Below are 24,989 nucleotides of genomic sequence, written 5' to 3'. Positions count from 1 at the left end.
CTAATCTTAACAAAAATGTTAAAATTAGTCTATTAAGAATGCTTTTTTAAGAAGTTGTTTGTGAATCTCTTTTACTTTTTCACTAGTTTCCTTTAAATCTAAGTTAACTATAACATAATCTGAAAGCTTAGTAGTTTCACTATCAGACATTTGGTTATTAATACGTTCTCTAACCTTCTCTTCGGTCATTTCATCACGTGAAATGACCCTTTCTATTCTAGTAAATTCAGGTGCTGTAACAAGTACAATTGCATCATAATTATCTTGAGACATATTTTCAAAAATTACAGCTGTTTCCTGTAATACATATGGGGTATTTTGTTTTAAAACCCAAGCTAAAAAATGTTCTCTAACAGCCGGATGTACAATTGCATTTAATTTTGCTAATAATTCTGGGTTTGCAAATACTTTTGAAGCAATATATTTTCGGTTTAATTTCTTTTTAATGTAAGCTTCTTTACCCAACAGTGCTTGAATCTCTTTACGTAATGGTTTTGAATTCACCATTAAATATTTTGCCTCTCTATCTGAATTATACACAGGAACATTTAAAGCTGCAAACATTTTTGCAACGGTAGATTTTCCACTTCCTATACCACCAGTCAAACCTACTATCATTCCTTTCTTTTTAAAACATAGGTTACTTCTTCTTCCATTAGCCTAGATACGAAAAGTGATTCTGGTGCTGTTTTTAACACTACAGGAATTGTTGTTTTACCTGCTTCTTCATTGCGTGAATTATAATCTGCAACAAGTTCAAATTCTGAAAGACTTAATACTTTTAAATCGTCTATCTTAGCTTTGCAAAGAACATCTACAGTTGTTGGAAAAATTTTAATCTCGTAATCATTTGGTAAGTTTAGCACCCGTACCGGAACAGTCATTACTTTTTCTGAAAAGCGTACTACCTTTGCGTGTACATTTACAATCTTATTTGAGTAACTGATATTTTTAAAGTCTTCAAGAAAAACTAAATTTAAGTCTTCTGAAAAATCCGCCGTAACACCCTTTAACTCTCTTTCTTCTGTTGCAACGCTTTTTATTTTAGAGAGTTCTTTTTTTGGCCCTCTTACAATAATACTATCAGGTGCTATTTCAACAACAGAATCTAGCATAAAATTCTGACCTAAACCCACCTTTAGCTTTGATTTTACCGGTATTACTTTGCTATCTAAAACATACAGCTCTAAGCTAATAGGCTCAGCGTCATACATGCTAAGCAACTCCATTGATTGTGGTAACTGGTTTTCTATTTGTTGCTGGTATATATTTTTAGTGACAAGATATTGTCCGTCATTTTCTTCAATTTTAGACACATCAATAAGAATTGCTTTATTATTAAAACTAAAACCTAGAAATGCAAAACCACTAGCACTTAACTTAACTTCAATATTTTGTTTTGATGCTCCAACAAATAAAAGAGAATCAGGTACATTTTTATATTCTAAATCAAAAACAGCCCTACCAGTATAGCTTTCTGATAATTTACTAACAAACCAAGCCAAACTAGAGCATAGGAAAAAAACCAAAAATATTTTAACTTTCCTCTTTTGTAATGCGTTTTTGACTTTATTAATTAGCATGTATTAATTTTTAAAAAATAATTTAGGCAATAATTCTTCTGCTTTTTTATTGCTTGATCTTAATAATAATGTAGATTTTACAAATCCATAGCCATAGCCTACAAATTGAATGCAAACTGCTGCTAGAGAAAGTAATGCTATTGCTAAATTTTTATTTTTTATTAGTGAATCTACAAATAGTAAACAAAAATACAAGCCATATAAATATAAAGGAAATATTAAGCCGACAGTTGCCATTATAAGAGAAAAAACTAACCCTAAACAAAATATAGTCGGAAACCAATATGTAAGCTTTTTAGTTTCTGGATGCCACTTATTTAAAATTGGCCTAACCATACCAAATTTATTTACTTGAATGTAGAATTTACTCCAATCTATTCTTCTTTTATGATACACAAAAGCTTCAGGAATTAAACGTGTTGTAAAACCTTTATTCCATATTCTAATAGTTAAATCAGGGTCTTCACCTGGATGAATATTACCATAACCACCAGTGGCTTCAAAAGCTACTTTTGAAATCCCCATATTAAAACTACGTGGTTGAAACCTACCAACTGATGTTTTACCTCCTCTAATACCACCTGTGGTAAAAAAAGAAGTCATCGCATAGTTAATCGCTTTTTGAACGACAGTAAAACTCTCATGTGCTGCATCTGGCCCACCATAACAATCTACATACTTGTTTTTTAAAGATTTTTCCGCTTCAACTAAGTATTGTGGTGGCAAAATACAATCGGAGTCAAGCACAATAAAATAATTACCTCTGGCTCTTTTCATTCCGTAGTTTCTAGAATCTCCAGGGCCACTATTTGGTTTTTTTAAGTACGAAATTTGTAATTTATTTTTATACGCCTCAATAATATCTTCTGAACTTATAGTAGATCCATCTTCTACAATAACTATCTCATAAGGGCTTGTATATGTTTGCTCTAACAAACTGTCTAACAACTCCTTAATTTCATTAGGTCTGTTATAAACAGGTACAATAAAAGAAAAGCTTAAATTCATTTTAGCATTGCTATAAACATAAAAGCCATTCGACTATTCGAATGGCTTTTGATTAATATATGTAACTATTATTTTGTGAAGTAGTCAATAACTTCTTGACTTACACCTGTGTTAGAAAAACCTCCATCATGGAATAAGTTCTGCATTGTAACTTTTTTAGTTAGATCAGAAAATAATGTAATCGTATAATCTGCACAGTCTTGAGCAGTTGCATTACCCAATGGAGACATTTTTTCTGCATAGCTAATAAAACCATCAAAACCTTTTACACCTTGACCAGCTGTTGTTGGCGTTGGAGATTGAGAGATAGTATTCACACGAACGTTTTTCTCTTTTCCAAAAAAGTATCCAAAACTACGTGCTACAGACTCTAAATACGCTTTATTATCTGCCATATCATTGTAATCAGGAAATGTACGTTGCGCTGCCATATACGTTAAAGCAACAACACTGCCCCACTCATTCATAGCATCAGCTTTGTACAATGACTGCATTACTTTATGAAAAGATAATGCAGAAACATCCCAACCTTTTGCTGTGAAGTCATACTTCTCATCAGTATATTTTCTACCTTTTCTAACATTTACTGACATTCCTATTGAATGCAATACAAAATCTAATTTACCCCCAAGAATTTCAGTCGCTTTTTCTACTAAATTAGCCAAGTCTTCTTCGTTAGTAGCATCAGCAGGAATAATTTGAGAACCAGTTTTAGCTGCTAAAGCATCTATTTGCCCCATTCTCATAGCTATTGGTGCATTTGTTAAAACAAAAGTACCACCTTCTTCATGAACCTTTTCTGCAGTTTTCCATGCAATTGAATTTTCATCTAATGCTCCAAAAATTATTCCTCTTTTTCCTTTTAATAGGTTGTATGACATTTTTTATTTTTTAGTATTCTTTTTTATAAATTCAAATATATTAAAATTTGAATTGTTAGTTTATTTGCTTGATAACTTTTAGCTAATTTATTCGCTTTTTTAAATCGTTAACCTAACAATTCTTTAGCATGTGCTAAGGCCGAATCCGTAATATTTTTACCGCCTAACATTTCTGCTAATTCTGTAATACGCGCTTCCATTTCGAGTTTCTTCATTCTAGTATGCGTCACATTACCTTCCTCTTGTTTATATACTTTAAAATGATTAACCCCTTTTGAAGCCACTTGTGGTAAATGAGTAATTGAAAATACCTGCATTGTTTTACTCATGGCTTGCATTATATCACCCATTTTATTTGATATTTCACCAGATACACCTGTATCAATTTCATCAAACATCATTGTTGGCAATTGTTCGTATTTAGCTAAAATAGATTTTATTGTTAGCATTATTCTTGAAAGCTCCCCACCTGAAGCAACTTTTTTTAAATCACCATAATTTGAACCTTTATTTGCTGCAAATAGAAAAATCAACTCATCTTTACCCTTTGCATTAAAAGTAGCTGATGATTGTATTTCAATTTTAAAAGTTGCACTTGGCATACCCAATTGCGTTAAAGTCTCCGTTAGTTGTTTTTGTAATGAAGGAATCACCTTTACTCTTTTTCCACTAATTATTTTTGCTAATTTATTCAGCTTAGTTTCTTGGCTAGCTAATTCTTTTTCTTTTTTAAGTATTGAAGCATCTACATTTTCAGCAGCACTTACTTTTTCTGTCAATTCTTCCTTTAATGCAACTAACTCTGTAATTGTTGATGTTCCATGTTTTTTGAAAAGATTATACAGCAATTGAAGTTTTGTATTTACTTCTTCTAATAAATGCGGATTTGCTTCCGTATTATCTTGAAGTATTTCTAACTCACCTGAAATATCATCTATTTCAATAAAAACAGATATTATACGTTCATTTAAGCTTGCAAATTGACTACCATAACTAGCTAACTTACTTGACGCAAGTTTTAACTCTGTCATTAAATTAACTACACCAACTTGTTCATCATTCAACAACTGATGTCCTTTACCTAATTGCTCTACTATTATCTCTACATTATTTAATTGCTCGTATTGTTCCTCTAATTCTTCAACAACACCTTCTTTTAATGTAGCTGTTTCTAGTTCTTTTAATAAATGACTGTTATAATCAAGCTCTTTAGTTGCGTTTTGCTGAAACTCTAATAAAATTTTGAGCTCTTTTTGTATTTTGTTATACACACGCAATTCTGACCCAAAATCCACCAAGAGATTTTCATTACCTGCTAACGCATCAATTACTTTTAATTGAAAATCATTATCAGCTAGTTGTAATGTTTGGTGTTGCGAATGTATATCTATTAATTTATCGCCCAAAGCGGATAATACACCAAGAATTACTGGGGAATCATTAACAAAAGCCCTAGACTTTCCGCTTGGCAGAATCTCTCTTCTAATAATAGTTTTCTCTTCATAATCAAGATCATTTTCTTCAAAAAAATCTTTTAATCCGTATTTTTCAATTTGAAAAGTGGCTTCAATAATACATTTCTTGGTCTCATCTCTAAGCGAGCTTAAATCGGCTCTTTTACCTAAAATTAAACCAAGACCACCTAACAAAATAGATTTACCAGCACCAGTTTCTCCAGTAATGATTGTAAAACCGTTGTCAAATGAAACATTTAGTTCATCTATTAATGCGTAATTCTGTATCGAAAGTGTATTCAGCAACTCTAAAGATATTTAGATTGCAAAGATAAATTATATTCTTAAATAAGAAATTTAATATTCAATCTCTTTCCAGGTACTAGAATATAAAGGAGCTATTCTATTTAAAGTCTCTTTTAATTGAACAACATCAACTTTTGGTCCATCTGAAAAAACATTTTTGATTTCTTCAGATTTAGCGTCAAAAAAAGTTTGAATTAAAAAAGCATTTGGTCTTCTCTTAATCAATGTTTCAATAAGTCGCATTGTACCTGAGATTACCTGTTTACCAGTACTATTATTATCTGCAAGTACATCTAAACCTTTTCTATGGTAGTTATACATTGCAACTCTATATTCTTTGAAAGTATTTGACTGCAAATTATCAATTAACTCAAAACGTGTACGTTCACTCGTATCTTGGTTCCAACCAGAAGAACTGCTACCACCTTGTGCTTGTGTAACCACAGTTTGCGCTTGCTTATAAAAATCTGTACCACCGTTTAATTCAAACGTATCTGCATCAATGCCTAACATCACGTATACATAATAAGCAACAACACTCACTAAGTTACTTTGATACACATTGGGGTTAAATAATAAAGGCTGAAACTCGGTATATTCAAAATTAAACTCATTATCCTTGTAATTAAAAACAGGACTATCGTATGACGTATTAAATACCGGTCGTGAAGATTGCAATTGAATGGTTGCTGTAAAACTATTATTTTGATAAGCCGTTACCGTTATGAACATTCTTGCATTAAGTTTTTCAACTTCTTTATATGTTCTATTGGTCCATTTAGTTTTATTTACTAAATCGGTCAATGAGGTCTCTAAAGTTTTAAATATTTGCTGATTTGTTTGATTAACTTGATCAGTATTTATGGTAATAACAGCATTTACTTCTTGAGCACCAACAAATAGTGGAAACGCTATAATAAGTAGTAATAAGAAACATTTACGCATGTATTCTTTTTATTATTTCATTCATAATATCCAAGGCAACCTCTGTCTTGGTTTTTAATTCAAACGTTTTTATTGATGAATTCTTATCTATAAATGAAATTTTATTGGTTTTCTTTCCAAAACCTGCTCCTGTATCGTTTAGAGAGTTTAACACAATAGCATCTAAATTCTTCTTTTTCAGCTTACCTTTTGCGTTTTCAACTTCATTCTCAGTCTCTAAAGCAAAGCCAATTATGAACTGGTCTTTTTTCTGCTCACCCATTGACAATAAAATATCTTTATTTTTTATTAAGTCGATAGTAAAATCAGGCGTATTTTTTTTAATTTTTTGTTCAGCAACAGTCTTAGGTCTATAATCAGCAACCGCTGCTGCTGCAATTGCAATGGTCACTCCGTCGTAATAATTATGAACCTCTTCATACATTTCCGAAGCAGTAACTACTCGTATTAAAGTAATCAAATCATGATCAACCGTCAAATTAGAAGGCCCTGATATTAAAATTACTTCAGCTCCTAAATTTGCAGCTACCTTAGCTAGTTCAAACCCCATTAAGCCTGATGAATGATTACCTATAAAACGGACAGGATCAATTGGCTCATAGGTTGGCCCAGCAGTAATTAATACTTTTTCCCCTTTTAACGGCAAACCTAACTCTAAATACTCTTTAATAAAGGTTACCATATCTTCTGGTTCAGCCATACGACCTTCACCATGCAAACCACTAGCTAATTCCCCCGAAGTGGCAGGAATCATAATATTGCCAAATGACTGTAATTTTCCTAAAACCTCCAATGTAGAAGGATGTTTATACATGTCTAAATCCATCGCAGGAGCAAAAAACACAGGACATTTTGCCGATAAATAAGAAGCTAGCAACAAGTTATCACAGTTACCATTTGCCATTTTAGACATGGTATTTGCTGTTGCAGGTGCAATAAGCATAAAATCTGCCCATAACCCTAATTCTACATGGTTATTCCATGAAATAGAATTATCTTCTTCATTGACGAATGAAGAATGTACTGGGTTTTTAGAAAGTGTAGCTAAAGTAAGCGGAGAAACAAAAGAGCTGGCACTATCTGTTAAAATAACTTTAACATTAGCACCAGCTTTAATAAGTAAGCGAACTAAAAATGTTGTTTTATAAGCAGCAATACCCCCGGTAATACCTAATAAGATATTCTTTCCGCTCAACATTTATTATAGATCTTTCGCTGTATTTCTATGGTATATTTTATCTGCCAACCACTCATCAACTGCTAATGCATGTGGTTTTGGTAGTTTTTCGTAAAATTTAGAAACCTCAATTTGTTCTTTATTTTCAAAAACTTCTTCTAAACTATCGCTATAAGTAGCAAACTCTTCTAATTTCTCTAATAACTCTTTTTTGATTTCAGAGTTAATCTGAACGGCTCTTTTTGAAGCAATAGAGATAGCTTCATATATGTTTCCTGTTGGTGCATCAAACTGATTTTTGTTTATTGTCACTGTAGAAACAGGTGCTTTTGAATTTTTTAAATCGTTCATATTCATAATGAAATTTGTTTATTTGGAATAATTTTGTAATTCTTTATCAACTTTCTCCATCAAAACATTTGCTTCTTTTTCAAATTGTGTTTGTGGAAAACTCTTCTTTAACGCGTTGTAAGCTGTCTTAGCATCGTTCAAACGTTCTTTCTTTCTTTGTTCAGTACTATTCATAGCTAAATTTGTTAACGCTTTAACCTTGTAAAATAGTGCCTCTTCTTTATAAATTGATCCAGGAAAGTCTAAAACAAAGTTATCTAACGCTGACGCTGCAGATATAGAATAATCTAAAGTATAAAATTCACCAAGCTTTGTAAACTGTTTTGCTATCTCTAAAGCTTTACGCTCTTTTTTCTGAGATAGCTTTTCTGCCATCACATTTGCTTCTGCCATGTATTCAGATTCAGGGTACCCATTAATAAACGTTTGTAGTTTTACTAAAGCTTTATCTGTATCTGTTTGATCTAGCGAATAATTTGGTGAAAGCTCATAATAACTTTTAGCACCTAAAAAAGCAGCTTCTTGTGCTTTATCACTCTTAGGGTATGATTTTATAAAACGCTCAAATTGATATCCTGCTGTGTTATAATCTTCAATCTGATAATAAGAATCAGACAAGAAAAACATTACACGCTCACCTTGTGGTTTACCAATATACTTTGGTGCAATTTGCTGTAATAATCTATTTGATCTTTTATAATCTCCTTCATCATAAAAGGCTTCAGCCATATCATATTTAGCTTTAACATCTTCACTTTTAAGTACTTTTTGGTACTCTGAACATGAGCTAAAAGTTACTGCTAAAACAATAAGACTAAAAAAAGGTCGCATTTTTCTAAACATTCTGCAAAATTAGGGATTCTATTTGGATTTAAAAAACATTTTTACAAAGCTAAAATAACTAGTTCGTATGCTTTTACAAATGTTTTTAGCTAACTTTTAACGTTAAATTACAAAAGAATATTTAATAAACTAAGCAGAAACTTTAGATAATGAATTTACGAATTGGCTTATTTTAGACTTCAAATTTGGAGTTGCCTCTACTAAAGGCAAACGAACGTAAGCTTTTGATAGTTCTAAAGTTTCGAAAATACATTTGATACCTGATGGGTTTCCTTCTTCAAAAATAAGATTAATACCTTCCTCTAACCTATGTTGAATTTCATAAGCTTCACCTACTTCATTTTTCATTCCTAAGTTGATTAATTTAGAAAATTCTCCTGGTAAACCTTGACCAATAACTGATATTACACCAGCGCCACCAGCTAAAACTGTAGGAAGTGCCGTAATATCATCACCAGAAATCACTAAAAAGTCTGATGGTTTTCCTTTAAGTATCTCACCAATTTGGTTCATATCACCACAAGCTTCTTTTATCGCTACAATATTTTCAAAATCGTGGGCTAAACGTAAAGTGGTAGCTGCAGCAATATTACTTCCTGTTCTACCAGGTACATTGTATATAATGATTGGTTTTGGCGATGCATTAGAAATTGCTTTAAAATGCTGATAAATACCTTCTTGCGTAGGCTTGTTATAATAAGGAGAAACAGAGAGTATCGCTACAAATTCTGATAAATCTATAGTATTTAAATCAGCAACAACTTGCATTGTATTGTTTCCTCCTACTCCTAAAACAAGGGGTAATCTACCTGCATTGGTTTTTACAATTGTTTGTATTACCAATTCTTTCTCATCTGCGGTAAGTGTTGCAGTTTCTGCTGTAGTTCCTAAAACTACTAAATAATCAACTCCACCACTTATACTATGCTCAACGACACGTTGCAAACCAGCTACATCAACCGAAAAATCTTCATTAAAAGGAGTTATTAGAGCTACTCCTGTGCCGCGTAAATTATCCATCTTCATTCTTTATTCTATCTCCCTAAGTATTTTAAGGTATTTTTTTAATTCTTTTTTAAACACTGAAAAATCAGCAATTGGAGTATTTATAATTAAATCATTTAATTTATTATCAATTTCTCCAAAACCAACTCTTAATCTTGCTTTAGTTTTTAAGGTCATTAACTTTAATAGAAGTTGCTCATCATCATAATAATTAATCAACAAATCATAATCTCTACTAAAAAACTCTAAAGCATACCCATTTTCAATTGCTCCTTTCCAACCTAAATCATTATCTGAAAAAACAGGAGTAGCATATGGCGAATTTTTATCATATAATTTCTTATACCCGATAATCTTAACCGAATTTGGTCGAAGTGAAAATTCCGAAACAAATTCGTAAAATAAATTCGTATCACTAAACTTGTCTAAATCTACAATACAGCCAATACTTCCAATACCTTTACTAGTTCTTGAACCTTTTAAAGGGTTTTCTAGTAATTGTTTTATGGCTTTTTCTCCAGATTTAAATTTTAATTTTTGCTGTAAAGGTTTTAAAAACATTTATTTTTACATTTATACAAATGTAGAAATATTCATCGCAATTATTACACGAAGATAAAGACTAAAATGATTTTAAAAATTAAACAATTTGTTATAATTATAACATTATTACTTTTCAGCTCTTGCAAACAAGAAAAACAAACCTTAACAGAAATTACAGGAAAAGAAATACCAATCTCTGATACCATACCCAAAGTTGATAGCATTTCTAATTTTATTACACCTTACCGTAAGCGCATTAACGAAGTACTTGACAGCACACTTGCATTTGCACCAACTGACATTAATAAGGCTGGAAAGTTTAATACTAATGCCGGTAATTTAATGGCAGATGCCGTTTTAGAGCTTATCGCACCAGTATTTAAATCACGAACAAACAACAACTTAGATATTGCTTTATTAAATCACGGTGGCATTCGCAGTGTTATATCCAAAGGAAATGTTTCTGCTCGTACTGCCTATGAAATTATGCCTTTTGACAATAGCGTTATTGTGGTTGGCATGAAAGGAAAAGCCATTAGAGAAATGGTTAATTACTTAATAGCATCAAAAAAGCCTCAACCTTTTGCCGGCTTGCAAATTATTGTTGACAAAAATGATAGTGTACAAGAAGTAAATATTCAGGGCAAACCTTTTGATGAAAACAAGACTTATTACATAGCAACATCAGACTACCTTTTAAAAGGTGGCGACCATATGGACTTCTTTAAAAATAATATTTCAACCACGGACACTAATTATTTGATTAGAAATGTCATGATTGATTATTTTACAAAAAAGGATACTATAGCACCTGTAATTGATGATAGATTTATAAAACTTGAAGATTAGATTATGAATAGAAGAAAGTTTATATCAAACACAACAGCAACTTCTGCTTTTGTAGGTTTAGGTGGTTTATCGCTAAACTCCTGTACACTTAAAAGTGATAAAAAAATCACTATTCTACATACTAATGACGTTCATAGCCATATAGATACATTTCCTGAGAGTCATTCAAAATTCCCAAACTTAGGTGGTGTCGCCCGAAGAGCATCTCTAGTTGACAGTATCAGAAAAGAAAACCCAAACACCTTATTGTTTGATGCTGGTGATATTTTTCAAGGCACACCTTACTTTAATTTTTATGGAGGTGAATTAGAGTTCAAACTAATGAGCATGCTTAATTATGATGCCGCCACAATTGGTAATCATGATTTTGACAACGGGATTGAAGGCCTGGTTTCACAATTGCCGTATGCTAATTTTGAGTTTATTAGCTCTAATTATGATTTTTCAAACACTATAATGGATGGCCACACAAAACCTTATCAAACATATAACGTTGATGGATTAAAAATTGGCGTTTACGGTGTAGGAATTGAGTTAGACGGCCTGGTTACAAAACAGCTTTATAAAGAAACTAAGTATTTAGACCCTATTGAAATGGCACAAGACACTGAACGCATACTTAAAGAAGATGAAAAATGTGACCTTATTATCTGCCTTTCACATTTAGGTTATAAATATGATTCAAAGAAAATTGATGATTTAAAATTAGCAAAGCAAACTATGTTTACTAATTTAATTATTGGTGGTCACACACATACTTTTCTTGACAAACCTACTGTAGTTGAAAATAAAAACCAGACAAATATTTTAGTGAATCAAGTTGGCTGTTTTGGCGTTAATTTAGGTAGAATTGATTTTCATTTTGATTCCGAAAAAAATGTTGCTGCTAACGGAATTAGTATTACTATTTAAAAAATAATGCATTCAATAAAAAGAACCACATATAAAAACGAAGATTTTGTTGCACTCGTTAAAGCATTAGACGCTAATTTGAGTGAAACCGATGGCGATGAACACGACTTTTACCATCAATTTAATGGCATTGAAGGCTTAAACCATGTAATTGTTTATTATGAAAATGAGATAGCTATTGGTTGCGGAGTTATAAAACCCTTTGATAGGAAAACGGTTGAAGTAAAACGCATGTATGTAAAACCTGAACACCAAGGCAAAGGTATTGGCTCTAAAATATTACAAGAATTAGAAAAATGGGGTTCTAGCTTAAAATACACCACTGCAATTCTTGAGACGGGCATTCGTCAACCAGATGCAATTGCTCTTTACAAAAAGAATAAATATTCAATTACAGACAATTACGGGCAGTATATTGGCGTAAAAAACAGTATTTGCTTTAAAAAAAGCATATAAAAAGCAAATAATTAATCCTTGCCTATTGTTAGTTTAAATAATTGACTCATATTTGTACTATATTTTATTAATAATTAATTTTTTAACATGAGTAAAGGAACAGTAAAATTCTTCAATGACACTAAAGGTTTTGGTTTTATCACTGAAGAAGGTGTGGATAAAGATCATTTTGTTCACATTTCTGGATTAATCGACGAAATTCGCGAAGGTGATGTAGTTGAATTTGATTTAGAAGAAGGTAGAAAAGGTTTAAATGCGGTAAACGTAAAAGTACTTTAATATATAATACTTTCAATGGCTAAAAAGTCCCGTTCATTATTTGAACGGGACTTTTTTATTGTTCTAACTTTTTACTTCTAATTAATTAGTTTTCAGGTTACTGAATTATTCCGCAACTTTTTTTACCAACTTACCAACGGTTAAACCCTGAACCACAATAGAGAATACAACAACTATATAAGTTATTACTAAAAACAAATCTCTATTCATCTCTTCCGAGAGACCTAAAGCTAAGGCAATTGAAATACCACCTCGCAAACCTCCCCAAGTCATAATTAAATTAGTTTTAGGTACAAAGTCTAGTTTTTTCTCAAAAATCTTTATAGGTAATATCAATGATATGTAACGGCATAGTAATATTACTGGTATTGAAATTAGACCGGCTAAAATATAATCTACATTAAAGGTTAAGACTAACATCTCCATCCCTATTAATACAAATAATAATGTGTTTAATAGAATATCAATTAATTCCCAGAACTTATCAACGTAGGTTTCTGTTATTTCAGACATAGCAGTATCACGCAACGTATCATTACCAACAAATAAACCTGCTGTTACCATTGCTAAAGGTGCTGATAAGTGTAACTTTTGAGCGACTACAGTACCTACCATTACAGTTGCCAATGTTATGATTACTTCAATATCATAATCATCAATAGACCTCATTAATCTATAAGTCCCCCATCCTAAGAATAAACCTAACAAAATACCACCTATAACTTCAACACCAAATAACTCAACAACATCTAGAGCCGTCATACTTTCAGTAGAAGGACTTGCAAATTCATATATTGTTAAAAAGACTACTACACCTACTCCATCATTAAAAAGTGATTCACCTACAATTTTAGTCTCTAACTTTTTAGGCACTCCTGCTTTCTTTAATATACCAAGAACAGCAATTGGATCAGTTGGTGAAATCAATGCTCCAAATAGTATACAATAGACATAATCAACATCAAAACTGAAAATTTTCAATAGGTAGAAAACAACTGTTCCTACTAGAAATGTAGAAACCAATACACCTAATGTAGAAAAAAGTAAAATAGGACCTCGCTGAATTTTTAATTGCTCAAAATTAGTATGTAGTGCACCTGCAAAAAGCAAAAAACTCAACATAACATCAAGCAAAACTGCTTTAAAGTCTATTTGAGTTATAATATATTTTTCTGCATTTAAAAGTGTATCATCAAAATAACTTAGCCCGAATATAGCTAACGTAAAAACGATGGTGATTAACATCAAACCAATTGTATTCGGTAATTTTAAAAAGCGAACATTAATATAGCCAAACATGGCTGATAGAAATACTAAAATAGCAGTAATTACAAAGTAATCCATAGTTATAGTTTGTTTTATTGGTTTTTCAAAAATGCAACAAAACAATAAGGATTAATAATAAAAAGAATAAAAATTTACTCTCAGAAACTATCTATTTAGCCTTCCCGTTACATTACCCTCTAAAATAGCCATAACCTCTCTTACATTAGCGAAGTTGACATCACCTTCATAAGTATGTTTTAAAGCACATGCCGCACTTGCAAATTCCATTGCTTTATAATCATCAAATTTCTCTTGCAAACCATAAATTAAACCACCGGCAAAAGCATCACCAGTGCCTATTCTATCAACAACATGTGTAATATCTAAATCTTGTGTTTCTCTAAAATCATTTCCATTCCACATTCTAGCCCTAATTTTATGCCAGGAAGAATTTACAGAAGTTCTAATTTTATCAAATACTTTTTCAATTGATGGAAAACGTTCTATTAACTGCTTGCTAGCCTCAACAAAATCTTCATTAGAATACCCAAAACTAGTATCTAAAACTTCATTAATCTCATTAATACCACCAATAAATATGGTTGAGTATTCTAGTAATTCCGTTAAAACAGGTTTTGCTTCTTTTCCATATTTCCAAAGTCCACTTCTGTAAGTCGGATCAGCGGTGACTGATATTCCTTTTTTTCGTGCTAAAATTAAGCCTTCACGCAAAGTTTCAAAACCACCTTCACAAAGTGCTGGCGTTATTCCTGTCCAATGGAAAAGAGTTGAATCTTTCAAAGATTCTTCCCAGTCAACCATCGAAGCTTTTATTTCAGAAAAAGAAGAGTGAGATCTATTATATGATATTGAACTTGGGCGCATAACTGCTCCAACTTCAAGAAAATATACTCCTAAAGGCCTGTTTGAACGTACAACTGAAGATGTATCGACTGCAAATTTATTTAAATATGATATTGCCGTGTCACCAATAAAATCATCAGAAATACATGTAATATGCTTTACTTTTCCTCCAAAATTGGCAACAGAAATTCCAACGTTTATCTCTGTTCCTCCAAAATAAAACTCTAAAGTATTCGCTTGAATAAATTTTTTATTCCCTCTTGGTGATAATCGCATTAATACTTCTCCGAAAGTGACAACTTGACTCATATTTAGTGTTTTATGTACTGTAAATTTAAGAAGATAAACACTTTATTTACAGAAAGTATATTAAATTAACAATTAGATTATATTATGACTATTCAGCACACAATTATTTAAGTTTTAACAAAAAAAACCGCAATATATTTTTATGAATTTATCATTGCTAAAAACTCATCTTCTGTAATAATAGCAACACCTAAATTCTCTGCTTTAGCTCGTTTACTTGGCCCCATTTTATCACCTGCTACCAAAAAAGTAGTTTTTGATGAAACTGAAGACCCTACTTTAGCTCCATTATCTTCTATTAATTTTTTAAGTTCATTTCTACTTACTTTTTCAAACACACCTGAAACCACAAAAGTCTGGCCTTTCAATTCTTCTGTTTGATTTTCTAACTTTTCAGCAGAAAGTTCAAATTGCACACCATAGCTTTTTAACCGTTCAATAATTTTTTGATTAACTTCATTCTGAAAAAATTCAACAACACTATTAGCAATCCGCTCTCCTATCTCATCAACTTTTACAAGTTCTTCAACAGTCGCAATTTTTAAAGCATCAATATTTTTATACGCTTTAGCCAACTTTTTAGCTACTGTTTCACCCACAAACCGGATACCCAATGCAAAAAGCACACGTTCAAAAGGGATTTGGATAGATGCTTTTACGCCATTTACCAAATTCTCAGCAGACTTTTCAGCCATACGCTCCAATGGCATTACTTGCTCTTTAGTTAAAATGTACAAATCAGCATAATTTTTAATTAACTGTTCTTTATACAAAAGCTCTACAGTTTCACCGCCCAAACCTTCAATATCCATTGCTTTACGAGAGATATAATGCTGAACTCTACCCGTAATTTGAGGCGGACAACCATAAAAATTTGGACAATAATGTTTTGCGTCACCTTCAGTACGCTCTAATGACGCGTCACATTCTGGGCAATGGTCTATATATTTTGTAGGCTCTGAATCATCTGGTCGTTTTGTGAAATCTACACCAACAATTTTAGGAATAATTTCACCTCCTTTTTCTACAAAAACAGTATCACCTTCACGAATATCAAACTTAGCAATTTGATCTGCATTGTGTAATGATGCTCTTTTCACTGTTGTTCCTGCCAATAAAACAGGCTTTAAATTTGCAACAGGAGTAATTGCTCCTGTACGCCCTACTTGATATGTAATCTCATTTAAATACGTAGAAACTTGTTCTGCTTTAAACTTATACGCCATTGCCCAACGTGGCGATTTTGAGGTATATCCTAATTCTTCTTGATGCTGTAAATTATTTACTTTAATAACTACACCATCAGTTTCATAAGGTAGTTCGTGTCTATGAATATCCCAATGCTCTACAAAGTTCATAACTTCATCAGTAGACTTGCATAATTTAGCAACAGTTGGGACTTTAAACCCCCACGCTCTTGCTTTTTCTAGCATTTGAAATTGAGATTCCACCCCTGTATTTTCTCCAACAATTCCATATAACAAGCATTCTAAAGGTCGTTGTGCAACTAGCGAACTATCTTGTAATTTTAAACTTCCTGAAGCCGTATTACGTGGGTTCATATATGGCTCTTCGCCATTTTCAACACGTTCTGCATTCATTTTTGCAAAACCTTCAAAAGGTAAAACAATCTCTCCCCTAATATCAAACTTTGCAGGGTAATCACCTTTTAGTTGCAATGGAATTGATTTAATAGTTTTTATATTATTTGTCACATCATCACCTTGAAAACCATCTCCACGAGTCAATGCACGCACTAATTGTCCGTTTTCGTAGGTAATACTTATTGACGCCCCATCGTATTTAAGTTCACAAGTAAATTCAACAGGAACATCACCTAAATTACGTTGAATACGCTTTTCCCAATCTTCTAAATCTTCTTTTGAATAGCTATTATCCAATGAATACATACGGCTATCATGAGCTACCGTTTCAAAGTTTTTAGTAACCATACCACCCACACGCAAACTTGGTGAAGTGGCATCATAAAACTCAGGATATTTTGCTTCAAGATCTTGCAATTCTTTTAATTGCATATCAAAATCATAATCGGATATCGTTGGAGTATCTAAAACATAATAATTGTAATTATGCTCACGAAGAGCAGTTCTTAAAGCTTCTATTTTTTCTTTACTATCCATTTTTTAAAGATGGGTTATTTTAATTTTTTATTCCTTTCAGCATTCGATCATTACCAAACATATCTTGTCGTAACTCAATAGCTGAAAAATTATCTTTTTCTAATAAATTAGAGGTCTCTTTGCCTAAATACTGGTTTATTTCAAAATACAATTTACCATTTTTAGTTAAATTCTGAGAAGCAAATTCTGTTATCTTTTTATAAAACACAAGTGGATTATCATCGGAAACAAACAACGCTAATTCTGGTTCGTGTTCTAAAACATTCTCACTCATTGCTAGCTTCTCTAGTTCACGCACATATGGTGGGTTTGAAACAATTATATCAAATTTTTGCCCTAGAGATTCAATCTCTAAAATACTATCATGAATAAATGCAATTGAAACCTTATTTGATTTAGCATTTTGCTTTGCAACAGCTATTGCAGCACTAGAAACATCTATGGTAAATACTTCAGCGTTTGGCAAATGCTTTGCTAGCGAAATAGGAATGCAACCACTACCAGTACCAACATCTAATATTTTTAATTTAGAATTATGATTTTTAATATCATCTAAAATCCAACGCACTAATTCTTCTGTTTCTGGTCTCGGAATTAATACATTTTCATTAACAATAAACTCCAAATCCATAAATTCGGTAGTTCCTATAATATACTGAATCGGAATGTCGAGTTTCAGTTTGCTTAACGCTTCAAACAAAGGCGATTCTTCAGTTTTTTTAACTACTAAATTTGGCTCCATAACCAAAACAAAACGTTGCAAACCTAAATGATGTTCTATTAACAAATAAAAGAAGCTATTTACTTCTTCTTTTTGGTAAATAACATCAAGCTCTTTATGAAATATGTTTTTTATTTCTTGTAAAAGCATATTTAATCTACTTTAAATCTTTTAACATCCAAACTGTACATGCATGATGACCAGTACCACCTAAAGGAGCATCTAAATACTCGAAACCATTTTTCTTATACAGTTTTTGCGCCGCTTCCATATATGGTAAGGTTTCTAAATACATTTTATCAAAACCACAATCTTTAGCTTTTACAATACACTTATTAATCATTTTAGACCCTATGCCCTTACCTCTAACCTCCTCTAAAAAATACATTTTTTGAAGCTCACAAACATTACCTTCGTAATTGTCTAATTTAGCCAAACCACAACAGCCTATGATTCGCTCATTTTCTTCAACAACAAAATAGGCAGCATTTGGCACATTATAATTCTCAAACATTTGATCTAAAGATTTATCTTCATAAGCAGAACCTACCTTAGGCACACCTAAATCAACCAATACTTTTCGCACAACTTTTGCGACACTAGCATTATCTTTTTGCTTAATCTCTCGAATTATAATACTTCCCATGTATTCCTTAAGTCAAATCTATTTATTATCCTATTTTTGTGCCGTGAAGATACATGAATTTTACATTTTACGTTGCATAGAAATTGCTCAAAGTGGTTTAGGAGATACCGCTCCCAACCCAATGGTTGGTGCTGTTATTGTTCTTGAAAACAAAATTATTGGAGAAGGGTACACAAGTGAATACGGTGGCCCACATGCGGAAGTAAATGCCATTAATTCTGTAGCAGACAAAAGTTTACTTGTTAATGCTACAATTTATGTAACACTTGAACCATGTTCACATTACGGAAAAACACCACCTTGTGCCGATTTAATTATAAAACATAAAATTAAAAATGTGGTTATCGGGCTTTTAGATCCTCATGAAAAAGTTGCTGGACAAGGTATTAAAAGATTAAAAGATGCTGGTTGTAATGTAACTGTTGGCGTTTTAGAAAAAGAATGCAGAACTCACCACAAACGTTTTTTAACATTTCAAGAGAAAAATAGACCATATATTATTTTAAAATGGGCTGCAACAGCAAATGGTTTCATTGCACCTGATAAATCGTTGAGAGCTAGAGAGAAACAACCATTCTGGATTACAAATTCATATTCAAAGCAACTTGTTCACCAATGGAGAGCTGAAGAACAAGCAATTTTAGTAGGCACAAATACTGTTTTAGAAGACAACCCCAAATTAGATGTTCGAAACTGGACTGGAAAAAACCCAACAAGGATTATTTTGGATAGAACTTTAAAAATCGATACGAGTCATCATGTACGTGATAAAAGTATTAAAACAATAATTTTTACTGAAATACCTGATATTTTAAAACATGATAATGGTAATGATTACATTCTAATAGATTTTAGCAAAAACATAGCTTCTCAAATTTGCGAAGCTCTTCATAAACAAAACATACAAAGTGTAATTATTGAAGGTGGCTTGCAAACACTACAAACTTTTATTGATGAAAATTTGTGGGATGAAGCTCGTGTTTTTACAGGAGTTTCAACTTTCAAAAAAGGCACAAAAGCACCTCTGATAACTGGTGAACTTAAAGAAACCAAAAACATAGATACAGACATTTTAAAAATATACTATAATGATTAAGAATATTATTTTTGATTTTGGAGATATTTTCATCAATTTAGATAAACCTGCTGTATTTACTGCACTTGCTAAAGTTGGTTACACTAAAATTACACCAGAATTAGATGAAATTTTTAAAACTTATGAAATGGGTTTGATGACATCAAATGATTTTATCGTAAAATTGAATCAAATTTTTCCTGATGCGAGTCCTGAAGAAATTAAAGAAGCCTGGAATAGTATACTTTTAGATCTTCCTGAAGAAAGACTTGAATTTATAGAGCAATTAGCCAAAGAAAAAGAATACCGTCTTTTCTTGTTAAGTAACACCAACGAAATTCACATTGATTTTGCTACCACTTCTATTGGCTCTGATAGGTTTGAAAGATTTAAAGCTTGTTTTGAAAAGTTTTATTTATCACATGAAATCAACCTAAGAAAGCCTAATACTAATATTTATGAATTTGTTTTAGCTGAAAACAATCTAAAACCTGAAGAAACCTTTTTTGTTGACGACACTAAAGAAAACACAGATTCTTCAACCGAATTAGGCATAAAAAGCTGGAATTTATTGGTTGGCGAAGAAGATATTACTCAGATGAAATCTAAATTATAAATGCTTTATTTAATATTATGCATCTTATTTTCTAGTTCTCTTTTTGTAATATTTAAACTATTCAACAACTACAAAATACAAACGCTATATGCTATAATTACCAACTATTTTGTAGCAAGTATTTTTTCATTATTTTTCTATAAAGAAACTATAATTTTAACCGATTTACCAAATAAACTGTGGTTTACGCCTACTGTTTGTTTAGGTTTTTTGTTTATTACTGTTTTTTACGTTACCGCACTAACATCTCAAAAAATTGGAGTATCGGTAGCATCTGTGGCTTCAAAAATGTCATTAGTAATCCCGGTTATAGTAGGTGTAAGTATTTACAATGAGAACTTAAGTTTATTAAAAATAATTGGAATACTATTAGCTTTGAGTGCTGTATATTTTTCATCACTAAAAGATAAAAAATCGCCAGCAATAAATAATTCATTTTTATTGCCACTATTATTGTTTTTAGGTTCTGGGAGTATTGATGCAAGTTTAAAGTATTTACAAAAAAACCATGTCCCTGAAAATGAATTTCCACTTTTTTGTAGTGTAGTTTTTTTATCTGCAGGTGTTTTAGGGTTACTATTCATTCTAATAAGATCTTACAAAATACCTTTAAAGAAAAATTACAAAAATTTAGTTGGCGGTATCATACTAGGCGTTTTCAATTACATTACTTTATATTTTCTACTGAAAGCATTACAAAATAGTTTTTTAGATAGCTCTTCAATTTTTACAATTAACAATGTAGCTGTAGTTTTATTCACAACATTATTAGGCATTCTTTTATTCAAAGAAAAGTTGATTATAAAAAACTGGATAGGTATCGGATTAGCAGTAATTAGTATCATATTAGTAGCTTTGTTTTAATGGAAAAACCATCAGATACCTATAAAACACTCTCAAAACCATCTGAAGAAATTCTTTTTAAAGAAAAAAAGAGTAAATTTTTCGGATATGCATTTCCCATACAATCAGAAGAAGAAGTAAAACCAATTATAGAACAATTAAGAAAAAAGCACCACACTGCCGGACATGTATGCTATGCATGGCAATTAGGCACAGAACAATTAAACTATAGAGCTAATGATGATGGCGAACCAAATAATTCTGCCGGATTGCCTATTTATGGTCAAATACAATCATTTGAAGTCACCAATATATTAGTTGCTGTAGCCCGAATATTTGGCGGTACAAAACTTGGTGTCGGTGGCTTAATAAGTGCTTATAAAACAGGCGCACAATTAGCTTTAGAAAACTCAAACATTATTGAAAAAATTATTCAAGTACAATTTGAAGTGTTTTTTGAGTATGCAGATATGGATAAAATTATGCGCATTATAAAACAAGAGCAGTTATCTATTGTTTCTCAAAAAATGGAATTAGATTGCACAATTGTAATTTCTGTTCGCAAAAATGATAAAGAAAAAATATTCAATATCTTTTCAGAAATTCACACAATAAAAATTAAAAAACTCTAAAAGATTAATCTTTAATTAATACTTCCAAAACTTCTGGCGGACATTTTATAGGGCGGTTTTTTCTTACATCAACAAAAGCCAAAACAGTATTGGCAGTTGCCAAAACATCTCCTTTTTCATTGTATATCACATAGTCAAACTCAATCTTAACGGTAGGTGTTTTTTTTAATATTGTTTCCACTGTAATCATGTCATCATACAAAGCAGATTTCTTAAACTTCACACTTAAAGAAATAACGGGTAATATCGTACCATTTTCCTCAAGTTTTTTGTAAGAAATTCCTTTGTTTCGAAGCCACTCTATCCTTCCCATCTCTAGGTATTGCGCGTAGTTGCCGTGATATACGACTCCCATTTGATCTGTTTCACCGTAACGAACCCTAAAAGAAATTTTGTTAAAATTCATGATTTATATGTGTAAAAATTATATATTTAAAAGCTTTACTTTTTTTTAAAAGTCATATGGTAAAAAAAAACTGAAAATTCAATACCAACGGATTTTTTTTTTAGTTTTTTTGTTCACATATTTGCCAAGCGTAAGAAACGAAATTCTTTTCTAGCAAAAGAACGCAAGATTAAAAAATTATTACTAACCACCCCTATTAAGATTTATCAAATAATGAGTGTTACTGCTAATTCCGTATGGAAAAACTGTTTGGACTTTATCAAAGATAACATCCAACCGCAGGCATTCAAAACGTGGTTTGAGCCTATTAAGCCTATCAAGCTATCTGAGAACGCTTTAAGTATTCAAGTTCCGAGTAAATTTTTCTACGAGTGGCTTGAAGAACATTATGTAAAACTTTTAAAAGTATCATTAACCAAAGAGCTTGGCGAAAGTGCTAAATTAGTTTACATTATAAAAATGGAAAACACATACGGTAACAAAGAACCGTTTACCGAAAAAATTCCTAGTGCTAACAGAAGTACTGTTCCTGCTCAAGAACTAGATGTTGCCATAAAATCTAAAAACCCACAATTAAAAAACCCGTTTGTAATTCCTGGAATTAGAAACATAAAAATAGAATCTCAATTAAACCCTAACTATAATTTTGAAAACTTTTTAGAAGGAGATTCTAATAGATTAGCTCGTTCTGCTGGTATGGCAGTTGCCAATAAGCCAGGTGGAACATCATTTAACCCGTTACTTGTTTTTGGTGGTGTTGGTTTAGGAAAAACACACTTAGCACATGCTATTGGTGTTGAAATAAAAGATAAATACCCAGAAAGAACTGTTTTATATATTTCTGCAGAGAAATTTACACAACAGTATATTGAGTCTGTAAAAAAGAATACGAGAAATGATTTTATACATTTCTACCAATTAATTGATGTATTAATTATTGATGATGTTCAATTTTTATCAGGTAAATCAGGTACACAAGATGTATTCTTTCACATATTTAACCATTTACACCAAAATGGAAAACAGGTCATCTTAACATCAGATAAAGCTCCTGTTGACATGCAAGATATTGAACAACGTTTATTATCTAGGTTTAAATGGGGATTGTCAGCTGAATTACAAAGTCCTGATTACGAGACAAGAATATCGATCTTAAAAAATAAGCTATATCGTGATGGTGTTGAAATGCCTGAAGATATTATTGATTATGTTGCTAAACACATTAAAACGAATGTGAGAGAGCTTGAAGGAGCTATTATATCATTAATAGCTCAATCATCATTCAATAAAAAAGAAGTTACCTTAGACCTTGCTCAACAAGTTGTTGAAAAATTTGTTAAGAATACAAAACGTGAGGTATCTATAGACTACATACAAAAAGTAGTTTCTGATTACTTTGAAATGGATGTTGCAACATTACAGTCAAAAACTAGAAAACGCCATATTGTACAAGCCAGACAACTAGCAATGTTTTTTGCCAAGAAGTTTACAAAAGCATCTTTAGCAAGTATTGGCTCTCAAATAGGAAAAAGAGATCACGCAACAGTATTGCATGCTTGTAAAACTGTAGACAATCTTGCTGAAACTGATAAGCAGTTTCGCAAATATATCGATGACCTTACGAAGAAATTTTCTTAAATTGACATTATGAAAACTAACATATTAATGGTATGCCTAGGAAATATATGCAGGTCACCATTAGCTGAAGGTATTCTCAAAAATAAAGTTAATAGTAATTCTGTTTATATTGATTCTGCAGGAACTGGAGGTTACCATATAGGAAACTCGCCAGACCCAAGATCTATAGCTGTTGCTAAAAAATACGATATAGATATTTCAGAACAAAAATGCAGACAATTTAAAATTGAGGATTTTGATAAATTCGACACTATTTACGTAATGGATTTAAATAATTATAATAACATTACTAAATTAACAAGAGACCAAAACCAAAAAGAAAAAGTAAAATTACTTTTATCTGAAACAGATTTAGAAACCAAAGAAGTTCCTGATCCTTATCACGATGACAATGGTTTTGAACATGTATATCAATTAATTGACAATGCTTGCTCTACTATTGCCGATAAGTTAGGAGAATAAAACCAAAAATTCCTAATATGGAAAATACTAAAACCGGAAGTTTATACTTAATACCAACTACTTTAGGTGACAATGAACCATTAGAGGTTTTACCAATTTCTATAAAGGGAGCTATTGAAAACATCAACTATTTTATAGTTGAAAATGAAAAAACAGCCCGTAGATTTATAAAAAAAATAAGCTCTAAAAAATCACAATCTGATTTAAACTTAGAAGCTTTAAATAAATTTACTGAGCCAGAAATAATACCTACTTTTCTACAACCTTGTTTAGATGGTCATGATGTTGGCGTAATCTCAGAAGCTGGTTGCCCTGGTATTGCCGATCCTGGTGCTGACGTTGTACGTATCGCGCACGAAAAAAACATTAAAGTTATTCCTTTAGTTGGCCCTTCTTCTATTCTACTTGCATTAATGGCTAGTGGTTTTAATGGTCAAAATTTTGCATTCAATGGTTATTTACCTATTGAAGCTAGCGAAAGAAAAAGTAAGATTAAAAGACTAGAAAAACTCTCTAAAGATTATGAACAGTCGCAGTTATTTATTGAGACACCTTATAGAAACGATAAATTGTTTGCTGAGCTTTGCAAAACATTAAACCCTTATACAAAGGTTTGTGTTGCGTGTGATATCACATTACCAACAGAGTATATTGTAACTAAAACTATAAAAGATTGGTCTACCGAAAAATTGGAACTACATAAAAGACCTGCAATTTTTATAATTCAAGCATAAAAAAAGCCTTATTGCTAACACAATAAGGCTTTACCTTTTTATTT

At 31.6% G+C, this 24,989-nt stretch carries 28 protein-coding genes; 11 read left to right on the top strand and 17 right to left on the bottom strand.

Annotated features, from left to right (window positions below; translation table 11 throughout):
* Nucleotides 1-24: 24 nt before the first annotated feature.
* The 11 genes from coaE to KO500_RS06270 form a co-directional block, all read right to left on the bottom strand.
* Nucleotides 25-618, bottom strand: coding sequence for a dephospho-CoA kinase (gene coaE, locus KO500_RS06320; protein WP_215955678.1), 594 nt, complete (start codon nucleotides 616-618; stop codon nucleotides 25-27).
* Nucleotides 615-1,583 (bottom strand): hypothetical protein, encoded by a 969-nt coding sequence (locus tag KO500_RS06315; RefSeq protein WP_215955677.1) that lies wholly within the window; start codon nucleotides 1,581-1,583, stop codon nucleotides 615-617. Before KO500_RS06315 ends, coaE begins: the two co-directional genes overlap by 4 nt.
* A 3-nt stretch (nucleotides 1,584-1,586) precedes the next feature.
* Complete coding sequence (locus KO500_RS06310) at nucleotides 1,587-2,591, bottom strand: glycosyltransferase (protein WP_215955676.1); 1,005 nt, start codon at nucleotides 2,589-2,591, stop codon at nucleotides 1,587-1,589.
* Nucleotides 2,592-2,659: 68 nt separating this feature from the next.
* Nucleotides 2,660-3,472, bottom strand: a complete 813-nt coding sequence (locus KO500_RS06305; RefSeq protein ID WP_215955675.1) for an enoyl-ACP reductase FabI — start codon at nucleotides 3,470-3,472, stop codon at nucleotides 2,660-2,662.
* A 107-nt stretch (nucleotides 3,473-3,579) separates the two neighbouring features.
* Entirely contained in the window at nucleotides 3,580-5,232 is a 1,653-nt protein-coding gene (recN, locus tag KO500_RS06300; RefSeq protein WP_215955674.1) for a DNA repair protein RecN, read from the bottom strand.
* Nucleotides 5,233-5,283: 51 nt separating this feature from the next.
* Nucleotides 5,284-6,177 carry a DUF4835 family protein gene (locus KO500_RS06295; protein WP_215955673.1) on the bottom strand — a complete coding sequence of 298 codons (894 nt, stop codon included), beginning with the start codon at nucleotides 6,175-6,177 and terminating at the stop codon, nucleotides 5,284-5,286.
* Nucleotides 6,170-7,375, bottom strand: a complete 1,206-nt coding sequence (gene coaBC, locus KO500_RS06290) for a bifunctional phosphopantothenoylcysteine decarboxylase/phosphopantothenate--cysteine ligase CoaBC (protein ID WP_215955672.1) — start codon at nucleotides 7,373-7,375, stop codon at nucleotides 6,170-6,172. Before coaBC ends, KO500_RS06295 begins: the two co-directional genes overlap by 8 nt.
* A gap of 3 nt (nucleotides 7,376-7,378) precedes the next feature.
* A complete protein-coding gene (locus KO500_RS06285) occupies nucleotides 7,379-7,711 on the bottom strand; it encodes a DNA-directed RNA polymerase subunit omega (RefSeq protein ID WP_215955671.1) in 333 nt (110 codons plus the stop codon).
* A 12-nt stretch (nucleotides 7,712-7,723) separates the two neighbouring features.
* On the bottom strand, nucleotides 7,724-8,548 hold the full coding sequence (locus KO500_RS06280; RefSeq protein WP_215955670.1) for an outer membrane protein assembly factor BamD: 825 nt from the start codon (nucleotides 8,546-8,548) through the stop codon (nucleotides 7,724-7,726).
* Nucleotides 8,549-8,677: 129 nt separating this feature from the next.
* On the bottom strand, nucleotides 8,678-9,568 hold the full coding sequence (gene dapA / locus KO500_RS06275) for a 4-hydroxy-tetrahydrodipicolinate synthase (protein ID WP_215955669.1): 891 nt from the start codon (nucleotides 9,566-9,568) through the stop codon (nucleotides 8,678-8,680).
* Between the two features lie 9 nt (nucleotides 9,569-9,577).
* Nucleotides 9,578-10,114 carry a DUF6913 domain-containing protein gene (locus tag KO500_RS06270; protein ID WP_215955668.1) on the bottom strand — a complete coding sequence of 179 codons (537 nt, stop codon included), beginning with the start codon at nucleotides 10,112-10,114 and terminating at the stop codon, nucleotides 9,578-9,580.
* Between the two features lie 66 nt (nucleotides 10,115-10,180).
* On the opposite strand from KO500_RS06270, the gene KO500_RS06265 reads away from it, so the two are divergent.
* The 4 genes from KO500_RS06265 (at nucleotide 10,181) to KO500_RS06250 (ending at nucleotide 12,592) form a co-directional block, all read left to right on the top strand.
* Nucleotides 10,181-10,945 (top strand): 5'-nucleotidase C-terminal domain-containing protein, encoded by a 765-nt coding sequence (locus KO500_RS06265; protein WP_215955667.1) that lies wholly within the window; start codon nucleotides 10,181-10,183, stop codon nucleotides 10,943-10,945.
* A gap of 3 nt (nucleotides 10,946-10,948) precedes the next feature.
* A complete protein-coding gene (locus tag KO500_RS06260) occupies nucleotides 10,949-11,857 on the top strand; it encodes a bifunctional metallophosphatase/5'-nucleotidase (RefSeq protein ID WP_215955666.1) in 909 nt (302 codons plus the stop codon).
* 6 nt (nucleotides 11,858-11,863) lie between these two features.
* Entirely contained in the window at nucleotides 11,864-12,313 is a 450-nt protein-coding gene (locus tag KO500_RS06255) for a GNAT family N-acetyltransferase (protein WP_215955665.1), read from the top strand.
* Nucleotides 12,314-12,400: 87 nt separating this feature from the next.
* Nucleotides 12,401-12,592, top strand: coding sequence for a cold-shock protein (locus KO500_RS06250; RefSeq protein ID WP_215955664.1), 192 nt, complete (start codon nucleotides 12,401-12,403; stop codon nucleotides 12,590-12,592).
* Between the two features lie 105 nt (nucleotides 12,593-12,697).
* Here the strand turns inward: KO500_RS06250 and KO500_RS06245 are convergent, their stop codons facing one another.
* The 5 genes from KO500_RS06245 to KO500_RS06225 all read right to left on the bottom strand — a co-directional run bounded on the left by KO500_RS06245 (nucleotide 12,698) and on the right by KO500_RS06225 (nucleotide 18,539).
* On the bottom strand, nucleotides 12,698-13,936 hold the full coding sequence (locus KO500_RS06245; protein WP_215955663.1) for a cation:proton antiporter: 1,239 nt from the start codon (nucleotides 13,934-13,936) through the stop codon (nucleotides 12,698-12,700).
* 87 nt (nucleotides 13,937-14,023) lie between these two features.
* Nucleotides 14,024-15,031, bottom strand: a complete 1,008-nt coding sequence (locus KO500_RS06240; protein WP_215955662.1) for a sugar kinase — start codon at nucleotides 15,029-15,031, stop codon at nucleotides 14,024-14,026.
* 140 nt (nucleotides 15,032-15,171) lie between these two features.
* Nucleotides 15,172-17,172 (bottom strand): NAD-dependent DNA ligase LigA, encoded by a 2,001-nt coding sequence (gene ligA, locus KO500_RS06235; protein ID WP_215955661.1) that lies wholly within the window; start codon nucleotides 17,170-17,172, stop codon nucleotides 15,172-15,174.
* Between the two features lie 19 nt (nucleotides 17,173-17,191).
* Nucleotides 17,192-18,043, bottom strand: coding sequence for a peptide chain release factor N(5)-glutamine methyltransferase (gene prmC, locus KO500_RS06230; RefSeq protein WP_215955660.1), 852 nt, complete (start codon nucleotides 18,041-18,043; stop codon nucleotides 17,192-17,194).
* Between the two features lie 7 nt (nucleotides 18,044-18,050).
* Entirely contained in the window at nucleotides 18,051-18,539 is a 489-nt protein-coding gene (locus KO500_RS06225; protein WP_215955659.1) for a GNAT family N-acetyltransferase, read from the bottom strand.
* 43 nt (nucleotides 18,540-18,582) lie between these two features.
* Between KO500_RS06225 and ribD the strand changes: the two genes are divergently transcribed.
* Genes ribD through KO500_RS06205 form a run of 4 tightly spaced genes read left to right on the top strand, consistent with a single transcriptional unit; the run spans nucleotide 18,583 to nucleotide 21,705 of the window.
* A complete protein-coding gene (ribD, locus tag KO500_RS06220; RefSeq protein ID WP_215955658.1) occupies nucleotides 18,583-19,635 on the top strand; it encodes a bifunctional diaminohydroxyphosphoribosylaminopyrimidine deaminase/5-amino-6-(5-phosphoribosylamino)uracil reductase RibD in 1,053 nt (350 codons plus the stop codon).
* The gene (locus tag KO500_RS06215) at nucleotides 19,628-20,230 is read left to right on the top strand and encodes an HAD family hydrolase (protein WP_215955657.1); all 603 of its coding nucleotides are present in this window, start codon (nucleotides 19,628-19,630) and stop codon (nucleotides 20,228-20,230) included. Before ribD ends, KO500_RS06215 begins: the two co-directional genes overlap by 8 nt.
* Nucleotides 20,231-21,094: a DMT family transporter gene (locus KO500_RS06210; protein WP_215955656.1), complete on the top strand. Its 864-nt coding sequence runs from the start codon at nucleotides 20,231-20,233 to the stop codon at nucleotides 21,092-21,094. It begins immediately after the preceding gene.
* Nucleotides 21,094-21,705 carry an IMPACT family protein gene (locus tag KO500_RS06205; protein WP_215955655.1) on the top strand — a complete coding sequence of 204 codons (612 nt, stop codon included), beginning with the start codon at nucleotides 21,094-21,096 and terminating at the stop codon, nucleotides 21,703-21,705. Before KO500_RS06210 ends, KO500_RS06205 begins: the two co-directional genes overlap by 1 nt.
* A gap of 4 nt (nucleotides 21,706-21,709) precedes the next feature.
* Here KO500_RS06205 and KO500_RS06200 read toward each other — a convergent pair whose 3' ends face one another.
* Complete coding sequence (locus tag KO500_RS06200) at nucleotides 21,710-22,111, bottom strand: acyl-CoA thioesterase (protein ID WP_215955654.1); 402 nt, start codon at nucleotides 22,109-22,111, stop codon at nucleotides 21,710-21,712.
* A gap of 213 nt (nucleotides 22,112-22,324) precedes the next feature.
* Here KO500_RS06200 and dnaA point away from each other — a divergent pair, with 213 nt between their 5' ends.
* From dnaA to KO500_RS06185, 3 genes are read left to right on the top strand one after another with little or no spacing between them, the layout of a single operon-like run.
* Nucleotides 22,325-23,749: a chromosomal replication initiator protein DnaA gene (gene dnaA / locus KO500_RS06195; protein WP_215955653.1), complete on the top strand. Its 1,425-nt coding sequence runs from the start codon at nucleotides 22,325-22,327 to the stop codon at nucleotides 23,747-23,749.
* A gap of 9 nt (nucleotides 23,750-23,758) precedes the next feature.
* Nucleotides 23,759-24,211, top strand: coding sequence for a low molecular weight protein-tyrosine-phosphatase (locus KO500_RS06190; protein ID WP_215955652.1), 453 nt, complete (start codon nucleotides 23,759-23,761; stop codon nucleotides 24,209-24,211).
* Nucleotides 24,212-24,228: 17 nt separating this feature from the next.
* Entirely contained in the window at nucleotides 24,229-24,945 is a 717-nt protein-coding gene (locus tag KO500_RS06185; RefSeq protein WP_215955651.1) for an SAM-dependent methyltransferase, read from the top strand.
* Nucleotides 24,946-24,989: the final 44 nt, after the last annotated feature.

It is taken from the genome of Cellulophaga baltica (assembly GCF_018861125.1).
Taxonomy (GTDB): domain Bacteria; phylum Bacteroidota; class Bacteroidia; order Flavobacteriales; family Flavobacteriaceae; genus Cellulophaga; species Cellulophaga baltica_A.
This window is presented reverse-complemented; position numbering and strand designations above follow the sequence as displayed.